The organism is Streptomyces tirandamycinicus, from assembly GCF_003097515.1.
Lineage (GTDB): Bacteria > Actinomycetota > Actinomycetes > Streptomycetales > Streptomycetaceae > Streptomyces > Streptomyces tirandamycinicus.
The window spans coordinates 423556-446500 of the sequence record NZ_CP029188.1 but is presented as its reverse complement, the minus strand read 5'-3'; the positions used below and the strand labels follow the sequence as shown (position 1 = coordinate 446500).

General features: G+C 73.4%; 22 protein-coding genes. 13 read left to right on the top strand and 9 right to left on the bottom strand.

The window, feature by feature from the left end:
- The first annotated feature begins 53 nt into the window (after positions 1–53).
- From argB to DDW44_RS01965, 3 genes are read left to right on the top strand one after another with little or no spacing between them, the layout of a single operon-like run.
- Positions 54–959 carry an acetylglutamate kinase gene (argB, locus tag DDW44_RS01975; RefSeq protein ID WP_108905342.1) on the top strand — a complete coding sequence of 302 codons (906 nt, stop codon included), beginning with the start codon at positions 54–56 and terminating at the stop codon, positions 957–959.
- Entirely contained in the window at positions 956–2158 is a 1203-nt protein-coding gene (locus tag DDW44_RS01970; protein WP_108905341.1) for an acetylornithine transaminase, read from the top strand. The genes argB and DDW44_RS01970 overlap by 4 nt, the downstream gene beginning before the upstream one ends.
- A gap of 7 nt (positions 2159–2165) precedes the next feature.
- Positions 2166–2729, top strand: coding sequence for an arginine repressor (locus tag DDW44_RS01965; protein ID WP_017945492.1), 564 nt, complete (start codon positions 2166–2168; stop codon positions 2727–2729).
- A 262-nt stretch (positions 2730–2991) separates the two neighbouring features.
- On the opposite strand, the gene DDW44_RS01960 is transcribed toward DDW44_RS01965, so the two are convergent.
- From DDW44_RS01960 to DDW44_RS01940, 5 genes are all read right to left on the bottom strand, one after another.
- Positions 2992–3744 carry an FAD:protein FMN transferase gene (locus DDW44_RS01960; RefSeq protein ID WP_108905340.1) on the bottom strand — a complete coding sequence of 251 codons (753 nt, stop codon included), beginning with the start codon at positions 3742–3744 and terminating at the stop codon, positions 2992–2994.
- Between the two features lie 38 nt (positions 3745–3782).
- On the bottom strand, positions 3783–4664 hold the full coding sequence (locus tag DDW44_RS01955; protein ID WP_108908706.1) for an FMN-binding protein: 882 nt from the start codon (positions 4662–4664) through the stop codon (positions 3783–3785).
- Between the two features lie 38 nt (positions 4665–4702).
- Positions 4703–6070, bottom strand: coding sequence for a ferredoxin reductase family protein (locus tag DDW44_RS01950; protein ID WP_108908705.1), 1368 nt, complete (start codon positions 6068–6070; stop codon positions 4703–4705).
- Between the two features lie 365 nt (positions 6071–6435).
- Positions 6436–7017 (bottom strand): pyridoxamine 5'-phosphate oxidase family protein, encoded by a 582-nt coding sequence (locus tag DDW44_RS01945; RefSeq protein WP_108905339.1) that lies wholly within the window; start codon positions 7015–7017, stop codon positions 6436–6438.
- Complete coding sequence (locus DDW44_RS01940) at positions 6993–8561, bottom strand: hypothetical protein (RefSeq protein ID WP_244223946.1); 1569 nt, start codon at positions 8559–8561, stop codon at positions 6993–6995. The genes DDW44_RS01945 and DDW44_RS01940 overlap by 25 nt, the downstream gene beginning before the upstream one ends.
- A gap of 117 nt (positions 8562–8678) precedes the next feature.
- Between DDW44_RS01940 and DDW44_RS01935 the strand changes: the two genes are divergently transcribed.
- The gene (locus DDW44_RS01935) at positions 8679–9872 is read left to right on the top strand and encodes an argininosuccinate synthase (RefSeq protein WP_017945498.1); all 1194 of its coding nucleotides are present in this window, start codon (positions 8679–8681) and stop codon (positions 9870–9872) included.
- A gap of 142 nt (positions 9873–10014) precedes the next feature.
- On the top strand, positions 10015–11442 hold the full coding sequence (gene argH, locus DDW44_RS01930; RefSeq protein ID WP_108905337.1) for an argininosuccinate lyase: 1428 nt from the start codon (positions 10015–10017) through the stop codon (positions 11440–11442).
- Between the two features lie 245 nt (positions 11443–11687).
- On the opposite strand, the gene DDW44_RS01925 is transcribed toward argH, so the two are convergent.
- Positions 11688–12203: a hypothetical protein gene (locus DDW44_RS01925; protein WP_108905336.1), complete on the bottom strand. Its 516-nt coding sequence runs from the start codon at positions 12201–12203 to the stop codon at positions 11688–11690.
- A 106-nt stretch (positions 12204–12309) separates the two neighbouring features.
- Between DDW44_RS01925 and DDW44_RS01920 the strand changes: the two genes are divergently transcribed.
- Genes DDW44_RS01920 through DDW44_RS01910 form a run of 3 tightly spaced genes read left to right on the top strand, consistent with a single transcriptional unit; the run spans position 12310 to position 15784 of the window.
- Positions 12310–13650, top strand: coding sequence for an AfsR/SARP family transcriptional regulator (locus DDW44_RS01920; RefSeq protein ID WP_208647925.1), 1341 nt, complete (start codon positions 12310–12312; stop codon positions 13648–13650).
- Between the two features lie 38 nt (positions 13651–13688).
- The gene (locus tag DDW44_RS01915) at positions 13689–14240 is read left to right on the top strand and encodes a TetR/AcrR family transcriptional regulator (protein WP_017945502.1); all 552 of its coding nucleotides are present in this window, start codon (positions 13689–13691) and stop codon (positions 14238–14240) included.
- Positions 14237–15784, top strand: coding sequence for an MFS transporter (locus DDW44_RS01910; protein WP_108905334.1), 1548 nt, complete (start codon positions 14237–14239; stop codon positions 15782–15784). Before DDW44_RS01915 ends, DDW44_RS01910 begins: the two co-directional genes overlap by 4 nt.
- Positions 15785–15869: 85 nt before the next feature.
- On the opposite strand, the gene DDW44_RS01905 is transcribed toward DDW44_RS01910, so the two are convergent.
- A complete protein-coding gene (locus DDW44_RS01905) occupies positions 15870–16532 on the bottom strand; it encodes a lysophospholipid acyltransferase family protein (protein ID WP_017945504.1) in 663 nt (220 codons plus the stop codon).
- A gap of 253 nt (positions 16533–16785) precedes the next feature.
- Between DDW44_RS01905 and DDW44_RS01900 the strand changes: the two genes are divergently transcribed.
- The 3 genes from DDW44_RS01900 (at position 16786) to DDW44_RS01890 (ending at position 19384) form a co-directional block, all read left to right on the top strand.
- Entirely contained in the window at positions 16786–17964 is a 1179-nt protein-coding gene (locus DDW44_RS01900; RefSeq protein ID WP_018891407.1) for a glycerophosphodiester phosphodiesterase, read from the top strand.
- A gap of 196 nt (positions 17965–18160) precedes the next feature.
- The gene (locus DDW44_RS01895) at positions 18161–18823 is read left to right on the top strand and encodes a sigma-70 RNA polymerase sigma factor region 4 domain-containing protein (protein WP_425275615.1); all 663 of its coding nucleotides are present in this window, start codon (positions 18161–18163) and stop codon (positions 18821–18823) included.
- A 36-nt stretch (positions 18824–18859) separates the two neighbouring features.
- Complete coding sequence (locus DDW44_RS01890) at positions 18860–19384, top strand: GNAT family N-acetyltransferase (RefSeq protein ID WP_017945507.1); 525 nt, start codon at positions 18860–18862, stop codon at positions 19382–19384.
- Between the two features lie 227 nt (positions 19385–19611).
- On the opposite strand, the gene DDW44_RS01885 is transcribed toward DDW44_RS01890, so the two are convergent.
- Together DDW44_RS01885 and DDW44_RS01880 are read right to left on the bottom strand one after the other, a co-directional pair.
- Positions 19612–20100: a hypothetical protein gene (locus tag DDW44_RS01885; protein ID WP_167455469.1), complete on the bottom strand. Its 489-nt coding sequence runs from the start codon at positions 20098–20100 to the stop codon at positions 19612–19614.
- Between the two features lies 1 nt (position 20101).
- On the bottom strand, positions 20102–20461 hold the full coding sequence (locus DDW44_RS01880) for a hypothetical protein (protein ID WP_017945509.1): 360 nt from the start codon (positions 20459–20461) through the stop codon (positions 20102–20104).
- A 675-nt stretch (positions 20462–21136) separates the two neighbouring features.
- Between DDW44_RS01880 and DDW44_RS01870 the strand changes: the two genes are divergently transcribed.
- Positions 21137–22213, top strand: coding sequence for a methionine ABC transporter ATP-binding protein (locus DDW44_RS01870; protein WP_108905332.1), 1077 nt, complete (start codon positions 21137–21139; stop codon positions 22211–22213).
- Entirely contained in the window at positions 22210–22878 is a 669-nt protein-coding gene (locus tag DDW44_RS01865; protein WP_017945512.1) for a methionine ABC transporter permease, read from the top strand. The genes DDW44_RS01870 and DDW44_RS01865 overlap by 4 nt, the downstream gene beginning before the upstream one ends.
- Positions 22879–22945 lie beyond the last annotated feature (67 nt).

Sequence of the window (22945 nt, the reverse complement as noted above, 5' to 3'; positions counted from 1 at the left end):
GCCGAGCGCGCCACCGAAGTGAGTCCGAGCCAGTCCCGAAAGAGCCGGAGCCGATGAGCACCCGCAAGCACACCGCACTGCCCAAGGCGCAGATCCTGATCGAGGCGCTGCCGTGGCTGACCCGCCACCACGGCCGGACCGTCGTCATCAAGTTCGGCGGCAACGCCATGGTCGACGAGGAGCTGAAGGCCGCGTTCGCCCAGGACGTGGTGTTCCTGCGGCACGCCGGCCTGAAGCCGGTCGTGGTGCACGGCGGCGGGCCGCAGATCAGCGCCCAGCTGGACAGGCACGGCCTGGTCAGCGAGTTCAAGGCCGGACTGCGCGTGACCACGCCCGAGGCCATGGACGTCGTCCGCATGGTCCTCGCCGGGCAGGTCCAGCGCGAACTGGTGGGGCTGCTGAACCAGCACGGCCCGCTCGCCGTCGGCCTCACCGGCGAGGACGCCCACACCATCACCGCCACCCGGCACCGGCCCACCATCGACGGCGAACTCGTCGACATCGGCCGGGTCGGTGAGATCACCGCGATCGACACCGGAGCGATCAGGGCCCTCCTGGACGACGGCCGCATCCCCGTCGTCTCCTCCATCGCCCGCTCCGCCGACGACGGCCACGTCTACAACGTCAACGCGGACACCGCCGCGGCCGCGCTGGCCGCGGCACTCGGCGCGGAGACCCTGATGGTCCTCACCGACGTCGAGGGCCTCTACGAGGACTGGCCCGACAGCGACGAGGTGATCAGCCGCCTCACCGCCACCGAACTGGAGAAGCTGCTGCCCGAGCTGTCCAGCGGCATGGTCCCCAAGATGCAGGGCTGCCTGCACGCCGTGCGCAACGGCGTGAACACCGCACGCGTCATCGACGGCCGGGTGCAGCACTCCATCCTGCTGGAGATCTTCACCGACGAGGGCATCGGCACGATGGTCGTGCCCGACGGGACCGCAGGGGGACCGGCATGAGCGACACCACGGCCAACGGGCGGCTCTCACAGCGCTGGCAGGGCTCGATGATGGACAACTACGGGACACCGGGCCTCGCGCTGGTGCGCGGGGAGGGCGCCTGGGTCTGGGACGCGGCCGGCACCGAGTACCTGGACTTCGTCGGCGGCATCGCCGTCAACGCACTCGGCCACGCCCACCCGGCCGTCGTCGAGGCCGTCACCCGGCAGATCGGCACGCTGGGCCATGTGTCGAACCTGTACGTCGCGGAACCGCCCGTCGCGCTCGCGGAGCGGCTGCTCCGGCTGTCGGGCCGCCCCGGCCGCGTCTTCTTCTGCAACTCCGGAGCCGAGGCCAACGAAGCCGCCTTCAAGATCGGCCGGCTGACGGGCCGTCCGCACATGGTCGCCACCCGGGGCGGCTTCCACGGCCGGACCATGGGCGCGCTCGCGCTCACCGGGCAGCCGGCCAAGCAGCAGCCCTTCCTGCCGCTGCCGGGAGAGGTCACGCATGTGCCGTACGGGGACGCCGAAGCGCTCCGGGCCGCCGTCACCGAGGACACCGCCCTGGTGATCGTGGAGCCGGTGCAGGGCGAGAACGGCGTGGTCGTCCCGCCGCCCGGCTACCTCCAGGCCGCACGGGAGATCACCCGCGCCACCGGGACGCTGCTGGTGCTCGACGAGGTGCAGACCGGCATCGGCCGGACCGGCCACTGGTTCGCATACCAGGCGCACGAGGGCGTGGACCCCGATGTCGTCACCCTCGCCAAGGGCCTCGGCGGCGGTCTGCCGCTCGGCGCGGCCGTCGCCTTCGGCCCGGCCGCCGAACTGCTGCGGCCCGGGCAGCACGGCACCACGTTCGGCGGCAACCCGGTCGCCTGCGCCGCCGGGCTGGCCGTCCTGGGAACCCTCGACGGCATGCTCGACGAGGTCAAGCGGACCGGGGAGAAGCTGAGGGACGGGATCGAGTCCCTGGGACATCCGCTGGTCTCCCACGTCCGCGGGGCGGGCCTGCTGCTGGGTATCGTGCTCACCGAGCCCCTCGCCGCCCAGGTGCAGCAGGCGGCTCAGGGTGCCGGGCTCCTGGTCAACGCGCCCGCCCCCGACGTCGTACGGATCATGCCGCCGCTGATCATCGGCGACGCGGAGGTGGACGTCTTCCTCCGGGCGCTGCCCGGCATCCTCGACGGGACACACGGGGACGGACGATCCGGAGAATGAGACGACGATGACCGACGCGCAGGGCACCGAGAACTGGGGAGCCGCCCAGACGGAGTCCGGTGGAGGGCCGTCCGTGCCGCAGACGCGCACGGCCCGCCACCGCCGGATCGTGGACATCCTCAACCGGCAGCCGGTGCGCTCCCAGAGCCAGCTGGCGAAGCTGCTCGCCGACGACGGACTGAGCGTCACCCAGGCCACCCTCAGCCGCGACCTCGACGAGCTCGGGGCGGTGAAGATCCGGAACACCGGCGGAGAACTCATCTACGCGGTGCCCAGCGAGGGCGGGTTCCGCACCCCGCAGGCCCCGCTGGGGGAGTCCGCCAAGGAGGAGCGGATGCGCCGCCTCTCCGGCGAGCTGCTGATCTCCGCCGAGGCCTCGGCCAACCTGGTGGTCCTGCGCACGCCCCCGGGCGCGGCCCAGTTCCTCGCGTCGGCGATCGACCAGGCCGAACTGCACGCGATCCTGGGCACGATCGCCGGCGACGACACCCTGCTGCTCATCTCCCGCGACCCGGCGGGCGGGCAGGCCCTCGCGGACCATCTGCTGCGTCTGGCGCAGAAGGCCCGCTGACGGCCCGCACAAGGCCCGGTGACCGGCCCGCACAAGGCCCGGTGACGGACCGGTGACGGCCCGTGGGAAGTCCGCGCCGCGCGCGGCGCAGTCCCGCACGCCTCGTCTTCGTACGGTGGCGCGGGGCGCGCGCGACCGTGGCCGTCCGTACCGCCGAAGGCCCGCGACGCGCCGTGCCGAGTGCGGTGCCGGGCCGTCCGACGGTCCCGAGCCGGAGCGGAGCCTGAGCCGAGCTGTGCTGCGCTGTGCTGTGGGGACCCCTTCAGGCCGCCCGGTCCGCCCCGTCGCCGCGCCGAGCCAGATGCCGGGCGAATCCGCTGGTCTGCCACGTGGTGCCGTCCGCGGCGACGGCGAAGCCCTCCGTGCCGTCCAGCCGCTCCAGCCAGGCGCGTGCTTCCGGGCCCATGGCGTACCCGGCCGTCGCCCTCGCGTCCGCCTGGGTCAGCCCCCGGCTGACCACGGTGAGGGACGCCAGGCTCCCGGCCGGGGCCTCGCCGGAGCGCGGGTCGACGATGTGGCAGCCTCGTTCGGCCGGGCCCGAGGTGGCGACGGCGAGCGCGTCGTGCGCCTCGACGACCGCCGCCAGCCCGCCGGGATGCAGCGGGTCGGAGACGCCGACCCGCCAGGGACCCCCGTGCAGCTGGACGTCGCCCCCGCCGTTGACGCAGACCGCCGCCGCCCCGGAAGAGGCGATCATCTCCACCGCCCGCTGCACCGCCCACCCCTTCACCAGGCCGGTGGGATCGAGTCCGCCGGCGTAGCGCGGGGTGAACCAGCCCTCGCTCAGGCGTTCCTCGGCCGCGCAGTGCCGGAAGACCTCGGCGACGTCGGGTTCGCAGTCGGCCAGGGCGAGTTCACCTGCGGCGAGCCTGCTGACCTGGCTGTCCGGGCGGTACGGCGAGAACACCTCGTCCACGTGGTGCAGCCCGGCCACGGCCGCGGCGAGCCCGGCGCGCACGCGCTCGCGGTCGGCATCGCCGTCCATCCGGACGTCGAACGAGAACACCGTGCCCATCACGTGCTCGACATGGCGTATCCGCGCCCGGTCCCCGCTCACAGCCCCGCCTTGTCGAGGGCGCTCTGCAGGGAGCGGATGTAGCCCTGGCTGGTGTAGGTGGCGCCGGAGACGGTGTCGATGTCGGCGCTCTGCGCGTCGACGGCCGCCTGGTTGAGCTTCGGCACCGCGCCGGCCGCGATCTTGCGGCTGTTGGCGTCGGAGCCGGGGGTCTTCACGGCCTCGGCGCCGGTGATCCGGCCGCCGCTGACGGTGAGCCGCACCTGCACGTCGCCGTACTGGGTGCCGGCGACGTCTCCGAGCACCGACTCGGTGGCCCCCGCCCCGGAGCCCTGGCCCGGATCCGGGCCGTCGCCGGAGCCCTCGCCGGAGCCGTCGCCCGCCTCGGGGCTCTCGCCGCCGGCCCCTGTGCCGCCGCCCGGCACATCCCCGTCCGGGGCGTCCGCACCGCTGCCGGCGCCCGGCGCGGAGTCCTGTCCCGTACCTTCCCCGGCGCCCGCCGCCCCCGCCTTGTCGAGGGCGCTCTGCAGGGAGCGGATGTAGCCCTGGCTGGTGTAGGTGGCGCCGGAGACGGTGTCGATGTCGGCGCTCTGCGCGTCGACGGCCGCCTGGTTGAGCTGCGGCACCGAACTCTCGGCGATCTTCCGGCTGTTGGCGTCGGTGCTGGGCACCTTGACGGCCCGTGCCCCCGTGATCCGGCCGCCGCTCAGGGTGAGTTCGACCTGTACCGGCCCGAACTGCGTGTCCGCCTCGTCCCCGAGGACGGTCGCCCCGCCCGCGGGTACGGCGCCGCTGCCCGCGGGCGCCGAGTTCGCCGGCGGGGCGCCGGCCTGGGACGCCGCTCCCGCCACCGTGGTGCCGGGCTGCTTCAGCGTCAGCAGCAGCGCGACGGCCGACGCGGTGCCGGCGACCGCGATCATCGTCCGGCGCAGTGGATGCTTCCTCTTCACGTACGGCCTCACATCTCGAACGACTCGTGATGGATACGGCGCGACGGCACGCCCGCCGCCCGAAGTGCGTGGTAGGACTCCTCGGCGAGACCGGGCGGCCCGCAGAGGTACACGTCGTGCTCGTCGATGTCGGGGAACACCTCCTTGAGCCGCTCGGTGCTGATCTCCGGCCGCGCCCCGTCCGGCCCGTTCACGGCGTAGAGCAGCTTCGCCCGCCGGGCCTCGGCGATCTCCTGGAGCTCGGTCCACAGCGCCAGGTCCTCCGTCGAACCGGCCCGGTAGAGCAGGGACAGGTCCCCGGGGGCGGCGGGCAGCGTCTCGAACAGCGCCCGCAGCGGGGTGATCCCGGCGCCTCCGGCGATCAGGAGCACCTTGTTGCGGCTGCGCCGGCCCGCGGTCATCGCCCCGTAGGGCCCCTCGGCCCAGACCCGGGTTCCCGGCTCCAGCCGGCCGAGCGCGCCGCTGTGCCCGCCCGCCGCCTTGACGGTGATGCGCAGCAGGTCGGGACGGGGCGGCGCGGAGAGGGAGTACGGGTTGGAGCTCCAGCGCAGGCCGTCGGCGAGGAACCGCCAGCGGAAGAACTGGCCCGCCTCGGCGCCGATCCGGTGCAGCCGGCGCCCCGTGATCAGCACGGACACCACCCCCGGAGCCTCGTCCACGACCGACTCCACACGCATCCGGTGCCGGAGGTTGAGCCGCACCGGCGCCAGGATCCGGTACCAGAGGAGCAGGGCGCCGACCGTGCCGTAGAGCACGTACCAGATCGTGCGCGCGGTGGCGCTCGCCACGAACTCCGAGCCGGTGGCCAGCTGGTGCCAGAACGTCAGGTACACGGCGAGGTAGGTCAGCAGATGCAGGTAGTACCAGGTCTCGTAGCGCATCCGGCGGCGCACCGCGCCGGCCGAGACGAAGCCGACCAGCAGCAGCAGCGCCGTACCGATCGTCGCCTCGATCATCTCCGGGAAGTCGACGACGACGGTGACGGTCTGCTCGACCAGGCCGGTGCGGGCCTGGACGGAGTACCCCCAGACGATGAGGACGACATGGGCGACGACGAGGCTGATCGCGTACCGGCCGCTCATCGCGTGCCAGCGCGTCGCCCGGTCGGAGCCCACCCGCCGTTCCAGCGCCGGGACCCGTGCCATCTGCAGCACCACGAGGGCGATCAGGTACCCGCCGAGCAGTCCCGTGATCCGGCCCGCGCCGATCAGCCACTCCGCGGTGTCCATGCGGACGACCGCGGTGCTGTCCCACCACAGCCACAGGACGGCGGCGGCCCCGGCCCAGGCGGCGACCAGCAGCACCGTCGCCGGATTGCGGCGCGGCCGGATCGCCCGCATGGTCAGGCGTCTGGCGGCCCGACCGCTCTGAATCATCGTCACCGCTGCTCCTCGGTCATCCCTGTGGCGCAGGTGGATACGGAGAGGAGGTCCGAGGAGTTCAATCGCCGGGCGGCGCGTTCGGGCGGCGCGTTCGGGCGGGCCTCGGGTGAGGTGTCCGGGCAGGACGCCGGGGCGGCGCCGGGCGGGACTCCGCGAGGGCCCGGCCCGCCGCCCGCACACCGCCCGCCCGCCGCCCGCCCGCTGCTCGGCCGGTGCTCGGCATGGGGCCGGATGTGCGTACGCCCCGTGGTGCCGGGCCGGCGTCCGGTGTGAGGCAGGGCGCGCGTCGGGCCCCACGCCCGCCCGCCGTTCGCCTGCGGTGTGTGCCGCCGTTCGCCCGCCGGGGCGGGCCCTCGCGGTCAGTCGGTGCGCGCGGGCAGCGGCAGCGGTAGCGCCGGCAGCCCGTCCAGGCTCACTCCGACGTGCGGCTTCTTCTCGCAGTAGGCCGCGAACTCCTCGTCCGTCTTGCGCTCGAGGTGCTCCGCGTGCTGCGTACGCTCCTCGCGGTAGTCCATGAAGGGGACGGCGAAGCCGCACGCGTCGCCGATCCGCCGGGCGTGCACGACGATCACCGCGCGGGCGCCGGCGCCGTCGGCGTCCCGGAAGTGGGCGAGGTATCCGGCCCAGCGCGGGTCGTCCCGGAAGACCGCCTCGCCGTGTCCGTGCACCCGCAGTACCTTCGGCGGCCCGCTGAACGCGCACCACATCAGGGTGATGCGGCCGTTCTCGCGCAGGTGGGCGATGGTCTCGGCACCGCTGCCGCCGAAGTCCAGGTAGGCCAGGGTCAGTTCGTCGAGGACGACGAGCGTGCCCCTGCGGCCCTTGGGGGAGAGGTTGACATGGCCGTCGGCGGCGAGCGGCGCCGTGGCGGTGAAGAAGACCGGCTGCTGCTCGATGAAGGTGCGGATGCGGCCCTCTATGCGTTCGTACGTTTGACCCATGCCCGGATTATGGCTCCCACGCGCGAACTCCGGGACGGTACCGGGCTGCCGGCCCCGGGTCCCACGGCCGCCCCCGGATCCGCAACCGCCCCCGGCCCCCGCACCACGGCCGCCTCCCGCGCCGTCCCCGGCTCTCCCGCCGTCCCCGGCTCCCCGTCGGCTCGGGGGCGCCCGCTCAGTCCCGCCCGCGACCGCAGGCGCAGCAGCGCGTACCCGCTGAACAGGTGCGCGCAGCGGTCCAGCAGCGCGTCCAGTTCGGCGGGGTCGTGGTGCCCTCCCACCGGCGGCTCCCACTGCTGGATCAACGATCGGGCCAGGGTCGCGAGCGCCCGGTCCGGGCCGTCGAGCAGCGCCACGGCGGCGCGGAGTTCCGCGACCCCGCCCCTGGCGCGCAGCAGCCGGAAGGCCGCGCGACGGGTGTGGGCGGGACTCCGGTCGTCGGTGGCCCGGTTCAGCAGCCGGTCCTCCGGCAGCCGGCCCGCCCACGGGAGGAGCGTGGTCGCGGTCTCCCGGGTGACGGCGGGGGCGGGATCGTCGAGCAGCGGCCGCAGCCGATCCAGGTCGACCCGGCCGAGCAGACGGAGCCCGGCGACGGCCCGGGCCCGTACCGACGGCACGGGATGGCCGGTCAGCGGCCACAGCAACGCGGCGTCCGCGGCCTCGCCGCATTCGGCGAGCCCGAGCGGCGCCCAGGCCGGTATGCCGTGGTCGGCCGGGTCGGCGCACAGCGCGCGGTAGAGGGGAAGCGGTTCGATCCCGCCCTGCCGCAGCACATAGCGGGCGCAGGCCCGTACCAGCCCCGAGCGGTCGGTCAGGTACGGCCGGGCCTCGTCATGGCGTCCCGCCCGGCGCAGGGCCGTGACCCCGGCGGACCGTGCCGCGGGGTGCCGTGACCGCACCAGCGCGAGGATCACGTCGTCGCGGGTGGGCCCGGAACGGAGAGCCGCCTCGGCGCACAGCCGCTGCACGACGGCGTCGTCGTCCTCCGCCGCGGCGCGGGCCAGCCGGTCGGCGGGGAGCAGCCCGCGCTCCACGGCCAGACCGTAGGCGAACCGGCGGGTGCGGCGATCCGGCGAGGCCAGCAGCGGTTCGAGCCGGGCGGGTCCGGCGGACCGCAGAAGGGCGGTCAGCGACTCAAGCGCGAACCCGCCGCGCTCGCGGCGGGACAGCCGCAGCACCAGCGCGGTGAGCTGCACCAGGCTCTCCGGCCCCGCCGCGGCCAGCAGTCCGGGGAGGAGGCCACGGGCCCGCGCACGGACCGGTTCGGCCCAGTCCGCGGTCCGGATCACCAGCAGCGGCAGCAGGTCGGGGTGATCGGCCACCCGTTCCAGCGCGGCCTCCCGGACGCGACCGTCCCGGTGGCACAGCGCGAGGGCGGGCACCCGGGCCGGGTCCGGGGAGCGGCGGCCGGGCTCGTTCGGCCGCACCACCCGGACCTCCTCGTCGAACTCCAGCCAGGCGTCCGGGTCCGCCGCCCCGAGCGCCTCCTTGATCCCCGCACCGTGCACCAGCCGCTCAGCGGCCGTGTTCCCCCTGTTCGGCATGGAGGCGAGGTTACGCAGGGGGCCGGCCGGCGGCGACCGGATATCACCCGCGTTGACAAAACATACGGAGCACTGCATACTTATGCCCATCGCCATATGCACCGTAAGGAGAAACCCGTGACCGAGCGCGTCGTACTCGCCTACTCGGGCGGTCTGGACACCTCCGTCGCCATCGGCTGGATCGCCGAGGAGACGGGCGCCGAGGTCATCGCCGTTGCCGTGGACGTCGGCCAGGGCGGCGAGGACCTGGACGTCATCCGCAAGCGCGCGCTCGCCTGCGGTGCCGTCGAGGCGGAGGTGTCGGACGCCAAGGACGAGTTCGCCGAGGAGTACTGCCTCCCGGCGATCAAGGCCAACGCCCTCTACATGGACCGCTACCCGCTGGTCTCCGCCCTTTCCCGGCCCACGATCGTCAAGCACCTGGTGGCCGCCGCGAAGAAGCACGGCGCCTCGATCGTGGCGCACGGCTGCACCGGCAAGGGCAACGACCAGGTGCGGTTCGAGGCCGGCATCGCCTCTCTCGCCCCCGACCTGAAGTGCATCGCCCCGGTCCGCGACTACGCGATGACCCGGGACAAGGCCATCGCGTTCTGCGAGGAGAAGCAGCTCCCGATCGCGACCACCAAGAAGTCGCCGTACTCCATCGACCAGAACGTCTTCGGGCGGGCCGTGGAGACCGGCTTCCTGGAGGACATCTGGAACGGCCCGATCGAGGACGTCTACGAGTACACCTCCAACCCGGCCGAGGCCCGCGAGGCCGACGAGGTGATCATCTCCTTCGAGGCTGGCGTCCCGGTCGCCATCGACGGCAAGCCCGTCACCGTCCTGCAGGCGATCCAGCAGCTCAACGAGCGCGCCGGAGCCCAGGGCGTCGGCCGGATCGACATGGTCGAGGACAGGCTCGTCGGCATCAAGTCCCGCGAGGTGTACGAGGCCCCGGGCGCGATCGCGCTGATCACCGCCCACCAGGAGCTGGAGAACGTCACCGTCGAGCGCGAGCTGGCCCGGTACAAGCGGCAGGTCGAGCAGCGCTGGGGCGAGCTCGTCTACGACGGCCTGTGGTTCTCCCCGCTCAAGCGGGCCCTGGACGGCTTCGTCGACGAGGCCAGCCGGCACGTCACCGGCGACATCCGGATGACCCTGCACGGCGGTCGCGCCGTCGTCACCGGCCGGCGGTCCGACCAGTCGCTGTACGACTTCAACCTCGCGACGTACGACACGGGCGACACGTTCGACCAGTCGAAGGCCCAGGGCTTCATCGACATCTTCGGCCTCTCGTCGAAGATCGCGGCGAAGCGCGACCTCGCCTGATCCACCGGGGCCGTTCGCCTTCCACCGGCCCCCCGCCACCGCCTCCCCTTCCCGCCCGCCGGGCCCCGGCCCGCCCGCGGCCCGGCGCGCAGGGGAGGCGGCGGCACATCCGAAGCCCGGCAATTCTTGAGGAGCAAGTGCTGTGAGCAGCAACAACGGTGACGTCCGGCTCTGGGGCGGCCGGTTCGCCGACGGTCCCGCGGAGGCGCTGGCGAAGCTGTCGGCGTCGGTCCACTTCGACTGGCGGCTCGCGCCGTACGACATCGCCGGCTCCCGCGCCCACGCCCGGGTGCTGCACCAGGCCGGCCTGCTCACCGCCGACGAGCTGGAGCGGATGCTCGCCGGGCTCGACCGGCTGGAGGCCGACGTCGCCGACGGCAGCTTCACCGGCACCATCGCCGACGAGGACGTCCACACCGCCCTGGAACGCGGCCTCCTGGAGCGCCTCGGCCCGGACCTCGGCGGCAAGCTGCGCGCCGGCCGGTCCCGCAACGACCAGGTCGCCACGCTCTTCCGGATGTACCTGCGCGACCACGCGCGGATCATCGGCGGACTGATCGCCGGGCTCCAGGACGCCCTGGTCGGTCTCGCCGAGGCCCATCCGGACGTCGCGATGCCGGGCCGCACGCACCTCCAGCACGCCCAGCCCGTCCTCTTCGCCCACCATGTGCTCGCCCATGTCCAGTCGCTGTCCCGGGACGCCGAACGGCTGCGCCAGTGGGACGAGCGGACCGCCGTCTCCCCGTACGGCTCCGGCGCGCTCGCCGGGTCCTCCCTCGGGCTCGACCCGGAGGCGGTGGCGCGGGACCTCGGCTTCGAGCGCGGCAGCGCGGGGAACTCCATCGACGGCACCGCCTCCCGGGACTTCGCCGCCGAGTTCGCCTTCATCACCGCGATGATCGGGGTGAACCTCTCCCGCATCGCGGAGGAGGTCATCATCTGGAACACGAAGGAGTTCTCCTTCGTGACGCTCCACGACGCCTTCTCCACCGGCTCGTCGATCATGCCGCAGAAGAAGAACCCCGACATCGCCGAGCTGGCGCGCGGCAAGTCGGGCCGGCTCATCGGCAATCTGACCGGTCTGCTCGCCACCCTGAAGGCGCTGCCGCTCGCGTACAACCGCGACCTGCAGGAGGACAAGGAGCCGGTCTTCGACTCCTGCGACCAGCTGGAGGTGCTGCTGCCCGCCTTCACCGGGATGATGGCCACCCTGACCGTCAACCGGGAGCGGATGGAGGAGCTCGCGCCCGCCGGCTTCTCGCTGGCCACGGACATCGCGGAGTGGCTGGTCAAGCAGGGCGTGCCGTTCCGCGTCGCGCACGAGGTCGCGGGCGAGTGCGTCAAGGAGTGCGAGGCGCACGGGATCGAGCTGGACCAGCTCACGGACGAGCAGTTCGCGAAGATCTCTCCGCACCTCACGCCCGAGGTCAGGACCGTGCTGGACGTCCCCGGCGCGCTCGCCTCCCGCAGCGGCCGCGGCGGTACGGCTCCGTCGGCCGTCGCCGCCCAGCTCGCCGAGGTCAAGGCGGACCTGGCCGCCCAGCACGCCTGGGCCGCCGGCGAGCGGTGACCGCCGCGGCGCGGCCCGGCGGGCCCGGGCCGGTGTCCTCACGGTCCAGGCCCCGGTCTCGTCGCCGACCCCGGCGACCGGTGCCCGGCCACGCCCTCCGGGACGCATGACAGGTGCGTACGGCCGGTGTGTACGGCCGGTGCTTACGGCAGGTACGTACGGCGTCCTCCGCGACGCCCCGAGCGGCGGGGAGCACTGCGGGCACGGCGCGCACCGCCGCCGCGGAGCGCGCCGTGCCGCGACCGTCAGTCGATCTGCGCGCAGATGTCCGTACGCGAACCGTGCACCATGGTCACCGACTTGTAGCCGTCGGGGCTGATCGTCATGGTGTACACCCCGTCGACGACGTACAGCCCGCGCGGCAGATTGCCCTTGCCCTCGCCGACCCCGACCAGGACCGGGCCCAGCACCTTCCAGGACTGCGATCCGTCCGTTCCGTAGCGGACCAGGGCCGAACCGCTCGCGTCGGCGTCCCAGTGCGCGCCGCTCTCGGTGTTGGTGACCCGGATGACCAGATCGCCCTTGTAGGCGACGTCTTTGGGCGAGCCGTCCGCGTGCCGGGACAGCACCCGCCGGACGACCTCGTCCACGACCGGCTCACCGTGCACCGCGAAGTCGCAGCGCAGGCCAGCCGCCACGTCCCACGGGGCCGAGGGCGCCGGCTCCCAGCCCGGGGCGGTGCCGTGCGCGGGCGCGGCGGCGGCGGGTGCGCCGGCGGCGGTGGTGGCGACCGCCGTCAGGGCGATGAGGATGCGTCGCATGAGGACTCCCGAAGATGGTGGAGCGGATCCGTCGGACCGAGGCTCCCCGGGCCCGCTCACCAACGGATCACCACGGCGTCCGGGCGTCGCCTAGGCTCTGCGTCCCATGGAGTTCCGGTTGCTCGGCCCCTTCGAAGCCCGTCGCGACGGACGGCTCCTGCCACTCGGCGGACGCCGGCAGGAGCGGTGCCTGCTCGCCGTGCTGCTGCTCGAGGCCGACCGGGTGGCGACCGTGTCCCGGCTGATCGGCGTGCTGTGGGGGGACACCCCGCCGGCCTCGGCGCGCGGAACCGTCCACACGTACATCGGCCGGCTGCGCGCCGCGCTCGCCCCGCACGGGATCGCGCTGGAGACCGTGCGGGACGGCTACCGCGTGAAACCGGGCCCGTACACCGTCGACGCCCGGGACTTCACCGCTCTCGTCCGCCGCGCGGCCCGGGCGGCGGAATCCGCCCGCCGGATACGGCTCTACGACGAGGCGCTCGCACTCTGGCGCGGCCCCCTGCTCCTCGACGCGGCCGACGACGCGCTGCGCGACCGCCTCGGCGCACATCTCGCCGACCTGCGCCTGACCGCGCTCGAGGAGCGGGCCGCGGAGCATCTCTTCCTCGGGCTGCACGAACGGGTCGTCTCGGACCTGACCGGGCCGGCGTCGGAGCACCCCGGCCGGGAGCGGCTGGTCGCGGCGGTGATGACGGCGCTGCACCGCGGCGGACGGCAGACGGACGCGCTGGAGCTGTACCGCTCCACCCGGCGGGCGCTGGTGCGGGGCCTCGGCGTCGAACCCGGCGGTGTCCTCACGACCCTGCACGACCGGATCCTGCGCGGCGATCCCCGGCTCGACGGTCCGTCGGCGCCGCTGCACGCGGTGCGCGTCGGCGGCGAGTGGCTGCCCTGGACCACCAGCGGCCATCCCGCGCTGGAGTTCTGCAACACCTTCGCGGGCTGGGGCGGGCCGCGGCTCCCGGGATCGGAGTGGCTCACGCGGTACGGAACCCTCGCCGTCTGGTGCGGGCACCACGGTGTCGTGGACGAACGGACCGTCGGCGGTCTGCTGCGGCAGGCCGCCGAACGGCCCGCGGAGGCCGGCCGGGCGCTCGACCGGGCGCGCGGCTTCCGGGCCCGCCTGTACACCTGCCTCACCCGTCCCGACGACGTGCCGGCCTTCAGGGACGTCGCCGCGGTGGTGGACGAGGCCGCCGCACACAGTCGCTTCGTGCGCGGTGCGGACGGCCTCGGCCACTGGCAGGTCGGCCCCGCGGCGGGGCTGAGCCTGCCGCTGTTCGCCGTGGCCCGCAGCGCCGCCGGGCTTCTCGCGGACCCCCGGCGCCTGTTGGTGCGGGCCTGCCCCGGAGAGGGCTGCGGCTGGCTGTTCTCCGACGAGAGCGGCCGCAGGCGGTGGTGCAGCCTGCGGACATGCGGGGGCTCTGGTACACCGGCGCATTGAATGAGACATTGACGTCTCATTCGGAGTATGGTTGTCTCATGGCCATGGATCGTGAACAGGTGCTGCGCGCCGCCGCCGCCCTCCTCGCCCGCAAGTCGACCGCGACGATGGACGAGGTCGCCCGCGCGGCGGGCATCGGCAGGGCCACCCTGCACCGGCACTTCGCCGGGCGGGACGCGCTCGTGAAGGCGCTCGAGGCGTTCGGTATCGAGGAGTTCGAGGCTGCCGTCGGCCGTGCCGCGCTCGAGGACGGCCCGGCCGGTGACGCGCTGCGCCGGCTGATCGCCGAGATGGAGCCCGCGGCGGAGCTTCTCGCGTTCCTGGTCACCGAGAACCAGCTGTTCGAGGGCGACCAGGTCGACGAGGGCTGGGCCCGGCTCGACGCCCGGGTCAGCGCCCTGTTCCGGCGCGGCCAGGAGCAGGGCGAGTTCCGGATCGACCTCTCGCCCATCTGGCTCACCGAGGCCCTCTACGGCCTGATCGGCACCTGCGCCTGGGCCGTCATGGACGGCCGGGTCGCCAAGAACGAATTCCAGTACATGATCACCGAGCTGCTGCTCGGCGGAGCACGACGGAGTGTGGAGAAATGACCAGCGGTACCGTCCAGCGCACGAGCGGGGCGGACGAGACCCTGTACCGCCCCGGGCGCTGGCTGGCCCTGGCGGTACTCGTCCTGGCCGTGCTGCTGGTGGCCGTGGACGCCACCGTGCTCGGCCTCGCGACGCCCTTCCTCAGCGAGGACCTCCGGCCCACCGGCACCCAGCTGCTGTGGATCGGTGACGTCTACTCGTTCGTCATCGCGGGTCTGCTGGTCTCCATGGGCAGCCTCGGCGACCGGATCGGCCGCAAGAAGCTGCTGCTGACCGGCTCCGTCGCCTTCGGCGCGGTGTCCGTGCTCAACGCCTACGCCACCACACCCGAGATGATGATTCTCGCCCGGGCCCTGCTCGGCGTCGCCGGGGCCACGCTGATGCCCTCCACGCTGGCGCTGATCCGCAACATCTTCCACGACCCGCGCGAACGCAGCATCGCCATCGGGATCTGGGGAGCCATGGCCTCGGCCGGCGCCGCCGTCGGACCCGTCGTCGGAGGCTTCCTGCTGGAGCACTTCTGGTGGGGCTCCGTCTTCCTCATCAACCTGCCCGTGATGGCCGTCCTCGTCGTGGTCGGCGTCAAGCTGCTGCCCGAGTCGAAGAACCCGGTCGCCGGCCCCTGGGACCTGGTCAGCGTCGCCCTGTCGCTGATCGGCATGATCGGTGTGGTGTACGCGATCAAGGAGGCGGCCAGCCACGGTGTGAGCTGGGAGGCCGGCGCCGCCGCCCTGGTCGGAGCCGCCGCGCTGTACGGATTCGCCCGGAGGCAGCTCACCCTGCCCTCCCCGTTGCTCGACATGCGGCTGTTCCGGAACCGCGGCTTCTCCGGCGCGGTCCTCGCCGACCTGCTGACCATCCTGGGCCTGTCCGGACTGGTCTTCTTCCTCTCCCAGTTCCTCCAGCTGGTCCAGGGGCGGCCGCCGTTCGAGGCCGGGCTCGCGGAACTGCCCGCCGCGATCGGCGCGGTGGCGACCGGACTCGTCGCCGGCCGCTTCGCCCGCCGGTTCTCCGTGCGGTCCGTCGTGGCGGGTGGGCTCGCCGCCATGGGTGCCGCACTCGCCGTGCTGACCTTCATCGGCAGCTCCACGGGCTACCCACTGCTCGGTGCGGCCCTGCTCGTGGTCGGTGTCGGCGCGGGCTTCTCGTTCACCGTCACGGCCGACGTCATCCTGTCCAGCGTGCCGAAGGAGGAGGCCGGCTCGGCCTCGGCCGTGTCCGAGACCGCCTACGAACTCGGTGCGGCGCTCGGTATCGCCCTGCTCGGATCGATCGTGACCGGGGTGTACCGGGACTTCGCGACACCGGCCGGGGTGCCCGCCGAGGTGGCGTCCGCCGCCCATGAGTCGCTCGGCGGGGCGGTGGAGGCCGCGGCCGTGCTGCCGGCGCAGCAGCAGGCCGAACTGGTCGGGGCGGCGCAGGAGGCGTTCGTCGAGGGGCTGCGGCTCGCGTCGGGCGTGGGCGCGGCGGTACTGCTCGCCACCGCCGCGGCCGCGTGGTTCCTCCTGCGCGGTCAGAGGCTGGCGGACGGCATCGAGCACTGACGCGCCCGGGTGCGCCGGCTCTCCGGACGGCACCCTCCGCCACACCCGGGGGCCGTTGTACGGCCCCCGGGCGTCAGGGGAAGGCTCAGGCGGCCTTCGCCTTCGTTGCGTACATGTCCACGTACTCCTGGCCGGACAGCCGCATCACCTCGGTCATCACCGAGTCCGTCACGGCGCGCAGCACATAGCGGTCGCGGTCCATGCCCTCGTACCGCGAGAACTCCATCGGCGTGCCGAAGCGGACCGTCACCCGGCCGGGGCGCGGCAGGCCGGCGCCGCCCGGCTGGAGCTTGTCGGTGCCGATCATGGCGAACGGGACGACGGGCGCACCCGTCATCAGGGTGAGCCGGGCGATGCCCGTACGCCCGCGGTACAGGCGGCCGTCGGGGGAGCGGGTGCCCTCCGGGTAGATGCCGAAGACCTTCTGCTCCTCCAGCACCCGGCGCCCCGTCATCAGGGCCGCCACCCCGCCGTTGGCGCCGTCCCGGTCGACGGGGATCATGCCGACGCCGGTGAAGAACCACGCCATCAGCCGGCCCTTGAGCCCCTTGCCGGTGACGTACTCGTCCTTGCCGATGAAGTAGACCGGACGGTTGCACACGATCGGCAGCACCATCGAGTCGATGAAGGTGAGGTGGTTGCCGGCGAGGATGACCGGGCCGTCCCCGGGGATGTTCTCCGCGCCTTCCACACGCGGGCGGAACATCAGGCGCAGGATCGGCCCGAGCACTGCCTTGATGATCGACAAGCGGGACAACGGGTCCTCCGGTGTCAGAAGCGGGACGGCGGTACGGCCGGCGAAGTCTCTGCAGGTGAGGACGATACTCGCGGGAGCCGCCCGACCGCACGTCGGGTTCACCGAGTGGATACGCAGTGTTGACCTGAGTTTGGTCCGCGTTTGCCCCGGGTCTCCCGCGCGTAACGTCCTCATGCCTAGCCTGTGCGCCGCGAGGCCCCGCGCAACCGGCTGCGGGGCACCACCAATCGACGGAGGAGCGTCTATGACACACGGTGCGGAAGGTACCCCCGGGCGGCGGACCGTCCTGGGAGCGGCGGTGCTGGGGTCGGCGGCGCTCGGGATGGCGGCCGCGCCGGGGGCGCACGCCGCGGAACGGGCTGCCGGCGGCCTCGGGGGCGGCGGGGAGCGGCACGGCGCCGGCTACCGCTCACTGCCGGTGCCCACCGTCATCGCCCACCGCGGAGCGAGCGGCTACCGGCCCGAGCACACCCTCGGCGCCTACCAGCTGGCCCTGGACATGGGCGCACACGTCATCGAGCAGGACCTGGTGCCCACCAGGGACGGGCATCTGGTGTGCCGCCACGAGAACGACATCACCGGCACCACCGACGTCGCCTCCCGCCCCGAGTTCGCCTCCCGCCGGACGACCAAGTCGGTGGACGGCACCGACTTCACGGGCTGGTTCACCGAGGACTTCACCCTCGCCGAGCTGAAGACGCTGCGGGCCAAGGAGCGGATACCGGCGAGCCGCCCGCAGAACACCCTCTACGACGGCCGCTGGACGATCCCCACCTTCGAGGAGGTGCTGCGCTGGGCCGACGAGGAGGGCCGCCGCCGGGGCCGGCCGGTCTGGCTGCACGTCGAGACCAAGCACCCCACCTACTTCCGCGGCATCGGACTCGGCCTGGAGGAGCGCCTGGCGAAGCTGCTGCGCCGCCACGGCCGGCACCGCAGGCACTCGCCGGTCTTCCTCCAGTCGTTCGAGCCGAGCAGCATCCAGCGGCTGGCGAAGCTGGTGGACTCGCCGCGCGTCGTGCTGCTCTCCGGCGCGAACACCCGCCCCTGGGACTTCGTCCAGGCCGGTGACCCGCGCACGGTCGCGGACCTGGTCACGCCGCAGGGCCTGAAGTGGATCGCCTCGTTCGCCCAGGGCATCGGCCCCACCCTGGACCTCGTCGTGCCGAGGGACGCGAGCGGCAAGCTGGGCACGCCCACCACGCTCGTCCGGGACGCCCACGCCCAGGGGCTGATCCTGCACCCGTACACGATGCGGAACGAGAACTCCTTCCTGCCCGCCGACTTCCGCCGCGGTACGGACCCGCATGCGTACGGCGACGCCTTCGGCGCGTTCAGGGTGTACTTCGAGCAGGGCATCGACGGGATCTTCACCGACAACCCGGACACGGGCCTGCTGGCCCGCGCGGACTTCGTCGACGGCTGACGGCCCGTCGTACGCGCACCGGCCGGGCGGCGCGCCGTCGTCGCCCGGCCGGCCCGTGTCAGCGGCCGTACGGCCGTCATACGGCCGGGTGAGAGCGGGGCCAGGCGGCAACCGCAGCTCCCGGTGGGGCGTCACGCACGGCATGACACCGTGCGAAGAGGACTCGGCCCCACCCGCCACCACCCGGCGGACTGCCGTGGCGTTCCGGACCTCGACCGTCGCCCGGAACCGCTCCGAGCCGGGCCCGGCGGCAGGCCGGAGCGCGGGAGGCGCCCGTACCGCCGCGGCGGCCTCCGGCGACGCGGCACCCGGGACCGCGCCTTCCGGCGACGCGGCACCACGGACCGCCGGTGCGCTGGTGCGCGATCTGGGGCCGCTCGTCGCGGCGGAGGCGAGCGCCGAGGCGCACGGCGACGCCGTGGACTCGGGCGACCTCGAACAGTCCGTCTGGGTGCGGCTGCTGGAACGACTCGACGCCGAGGGCCCGCCGCCCGACGCCGCAGGCTGGGTGGCGGGGGCGGTACGGGACGAGGCCCGCCGCGCCCGGTCCCGCTCGCTGCGCGAACACCCCTACCCGGCCGAGCCCGCCGCGGGACCCGCCGCCTGCCCGGAGCGGGCGGCGCTCGTCGCGGAACGACGCCGCGCCCTGAGGGCCGCGGTCGCCCGCGCACCGGGTCGATGCCGCCGGCTGCTGACCGCGATGCTGGCGCCGGACGACCCCACCTACCGCGAAATCGCAGGGCAGTTGGGAATCTCACAAGGAAGTCTGGGGCCGATGCGTTCCCGCTGCCTGGGATGTTTGCGCAGAATGCTCGCGACAGAGGTTGCTGCTCCTGCCCCGTGGGGAAAGGAGCGGTAGGCAACCGGGCGGCAGGTGAGCGGGAGGCATGCACACATGGGCATGAGCGTGACCATCTCAGCGGCAACGGCGGAGGACGCCGAACAGATCCTCAAGCTGCAGTACCTGTGCTACCAGAGCGAGGCCGAACTCTACGGCGACTACCGCCTGGAACCGCTCACCCAGACGCTCGCCGACCTCCGCGCCGAGCTCGACCGGGGCCACGCCCTGGTGGCCCGCCTCGGCGACGAGGTGATCGCGTCCGTACGGGGAGAGGCCGACGGCGAGGGCACCGCCACGATCGGCAAGCTCATCGTCCACCCCCGGATGCAGCGCCACGGACTGGGCGGCCGCCTGCTCGACGCCATCGAGGCGTACTTCGCGGGCGAGTCCGCGGCCCACCGCTTCCAGCTCCTCAGCGGCCACCGCAGTGAGCGGAATCTGCGCCTCTACCGCAGCCACGGCTACGCGCCCGTGGCCACCCGTGTGATGAACCCTAGGCTGACGCTCGTGACGCTGGAGAAGGACGCGGCGGCGGTGCCCTCGGCCCGGGCCGAGGGGACGTTCGTCACCAGCGCGTAGTCTCCCGCGCACGTGCGGCGCGAGGCCCGGTCCGCCGGCGAGTGGCCCGCCCCGTGGGCGGGCCCGTTCGCCGTGTCGTGCCGGGCTCGTCCGGCATGTCGCCCCCGGGCCGGCGGCCGGCAGACCGGTTCCGCGAGCGGCCCGGGTTCGCGAGCGGCCCGGGTTCGCGAGCGGCCCGGGTCCGCGAGCGGCCCGGCCCGTCCCGCGCGCGGTCGCGGGGGTTCGGTTCAGCGCCGGGCCCTGCGCAGCCAGAGCATTCCGGTCACCGGCAGCAGCACCGGAATGAAGAGGTACCCCATGCCGTAGTCCGACCAGACCGTGGCATCCGGGAAGGCGGACGGATCCACCAGCGTCCACGTGCCCACGGTCAGGACGCCCACCAGCTCGGCGGCGCAGCACACCAGGGCCGCCTTGCGGGCCGTCTCGCCGCCGCGGAACAGGGTGTACGTGATGAAGGCGTACACGACCGCGGCGATGGCGGAAAGCGTGTACGCGAGCGGGGCGCGGTCGTACTCGGTGGCGATCTGGTACACCGAACGCGAGACCGCGCCCACCGACATCACGCCGTACAGCCACACCAGCAGCAGCCCCGGGCCCCCGACCAGCCGGGCCGCCGGCGCCTCCCGGACGGCGCCCCCGGTCTCTCCGGTCGCCCCGTTCACCGCGGCCCCTCCGGTCTTGCCGGTCTTGCCGGTCCCTCCGGTCTCTCCGGCCACCTCAGCCTCCCCAGATGTCATGCAGCCGGACCTCCAGCACCGCGAGCACCACCGCTCCGGCCGCGACCGTCGCGGAACCCCAGCGGGTCCGCTCGGCCAGCGACAGGAACCCGGCGGCGGGAACCGCGGCGAAAGCGCCGGCCAGATAGGCGACGAAGATCGTCGCTCCCTCGCCGGCCTGCTCGCCCCTCGCCAGCTGCACCACACCGACCACCAGCTGGACCAGCGCCAGCAGCGTGACCACGGCCATGCCGGCGAAGTGCCAGTCCTTGGTGGGCTGGCCCCGGAACGCTGCGAAACCGCACCAGGCGGCGAGGGCGAGAGCGGCCGCGGACACCGCGACCGTCAGGGCGTCAAGCATGGGTGAGAGCGTATTACGGGCCAAAAGGCACCTTGCGCGCGGCCCTGGCGGGCCTGACCGGGAGCGGTCCGCCGCCCGGACCCGCCGCCCGGACCCGGCGCCCGGCGTCGTCCCGGTCCGCCGCGCGGCCTTCGAGGGCGCGCCCCGCGGGTCCGGTCGCCGGCGTGCGGCCAAGGACCCCGACCGTGGCGCCGGCCACAACCCGCCTCGCCTCCGCACCCACCTCCGGCATCGCCGCGGCCCCCTCTCCGCCGTGTTCGCGCAGCGCACGGCACCATCGGGCACCGATGGCGGCCGTCACCGACGATCCGGATGGCGGATGCCCGTGTTCCGCTATTCGGACACCCGTGATCCGCTCGTCCGACCGTCTGTTTTACTTGCCCGCATGACCACGACGAGCAGCCGCACCCTTGCGACCGAGGCGATCACGACGCCCGGTGCTCGTTGTATGTGTCGAATGTGCGCCTTCTGAGGGCCCCTGCCTGAGCCTCGCGCCCCGAAGCGAGACCCCACAGTCGTGCCGTGCCACGCCGTGACGGCGACGGAACCGGCCTGCCCCGCGCACACGCCCCCGACCGGTTCGACCGTGCCGCGCCGACTGTCCCGAAGACGACATGCCCCGTGCCCGGCGGCGAAACCCCGCGCCGCGCACTCGACAGTGACGGAAACCCCCCTGTGATCACCACCACGGGCCTCACCAAGGTCTACCGGTCGCGAGGCCGCGACATCACCGCGCTCGACGGCGTCGACCTGCACGTCCGCGAGGGCGAGGTGTTCGGCGTCATCGGCCGCAGCGGAGCGGGTAAGTCCTCCCTGATCCGCTGCGTGAACCTGCTGGAGCGTCCCACCTCCGGCAGTGTCGTCGTCGACGGCACCGACCTCACCGCTCTCGCCGGACGCGGCAACCGCGCCGGGAAGGAACTCCGCCGGGCGCGCAGCCGCATCGGCATGGTCTTCCAGCACTTCAACCTGCTGTCCTCGCGCACCGTGCGGGACAATGTCGAACTGCCGCTGGAGATCCTCGGCGTCTCCGGTGCCGCACGCACGCGCCGCGCCCTCGAACTCCTCGACCTCGTGGGCCTCGCCGACAAGGCCGGGGCCTACCCCGCGCAGCTCTCCGGCGGCCAGAAGCAGCGCGTCGGCATCGCCCGCGCGCTCGCCGGCGACCCCAAGGTGCTCCTCTCCGACGAGGCCACCAGCGCTCTCGACCCCGAGACCACCCGATCCGTCCTCCAGCTGCTGCGCGACCTCAACCGGGAGCTCGGCCTGACCGTACTGCTCATCACGCACGAGATGGACGTGGTCAAGACCGTCTGCGACTCCGCCGCCCTGATGCGGCAGGGCCGGATCGTCGAGTCCGGCACGGTCGGCGAGCTGCTCGCCACCCCCGGCTCCGAACTCGCCCGCGAGCTGTTCCCCGTCACCGGGGACGCCTCGGGGCCGGACCGCACCGTCCTGGACGTCACCTTCCACGGCGACGCCGCCACCCGGCCGGTGATCTCCCGGCTGTCCCGTACCTACAACATCGACATATCGATCCTCGGAGCCGCGATGGACACCGTCGGCGGCAGGCAGATCGGCCGGATGCGCATCGAGCTGCCCGGCGGCTACGAGACCAACGTCGTCCCGGTCGGCTTCCTGCGTGAACAGGGCCTGCAGGTCGACGTCGTGGACGACGACGCGCCGGCCGCGGTGCCCGTGCAGGGCAACGGGGCCCGGGGCGCCGCACTGGTGAAGGAGACCGTCAAGTGACGTGGTCGGAGATGCAGCCCCTGCTGACCCAGGGCACGCTGGACACCCTCTACATGGTCCTGTGGTCCACCGTGGTCACCGCGATCGGCGGACTGCCGCTCGGCATCCTCCTCGTCCTCACCGACAAGGGCGGACTGCTGCAGAACGCCCCCGTGAACAAGGCCGTCGGCGTGGTCGTGAACATCGGCCGCTCGCTGCCGTTCATCATCCTGCTGATCGCGCTGATCCCCTTCACCACGGCCGTGGTCGGCACCTTCATCGGCCCCACCGCCATGATCGTGCCGCTCGCCGTCGGTGCCATCCCGTTCTTCGCGCGACTCGTCGAGACGGCGGTCCGCGAGGTCGACCACGGACTGGTCGAAGCCGTCCAGTCCATGGGCGGATCCATCCCGACGATCATCCGCAAGGTACTGCTGCCGCAGGCCCTCCCGTCGATCGTCGCCGCCGTCACCACCACCGTGATCGTGCTCGTCGGCTACTCGGCCATGGCGGGCGCGGTCGGCGGGGAGGGCCTCGGCTCCAAGGCCGTGACCTACGGATTCCAGCGGTTCGAGACCGAGTTCATGCTCGTCACCGTCGTCATCCTGATCGCCCTCGTCACGGCCGTACAGCTGATCGGCGACGGAGTCGTGCGGCTGCTGTCACGCCGCGGCCGCACCGACTGACCCCACCGACCGACCCCGCCCGCGGATCCCATCCGCACCACCCGCACCACCCGCACCACCCGGGAGC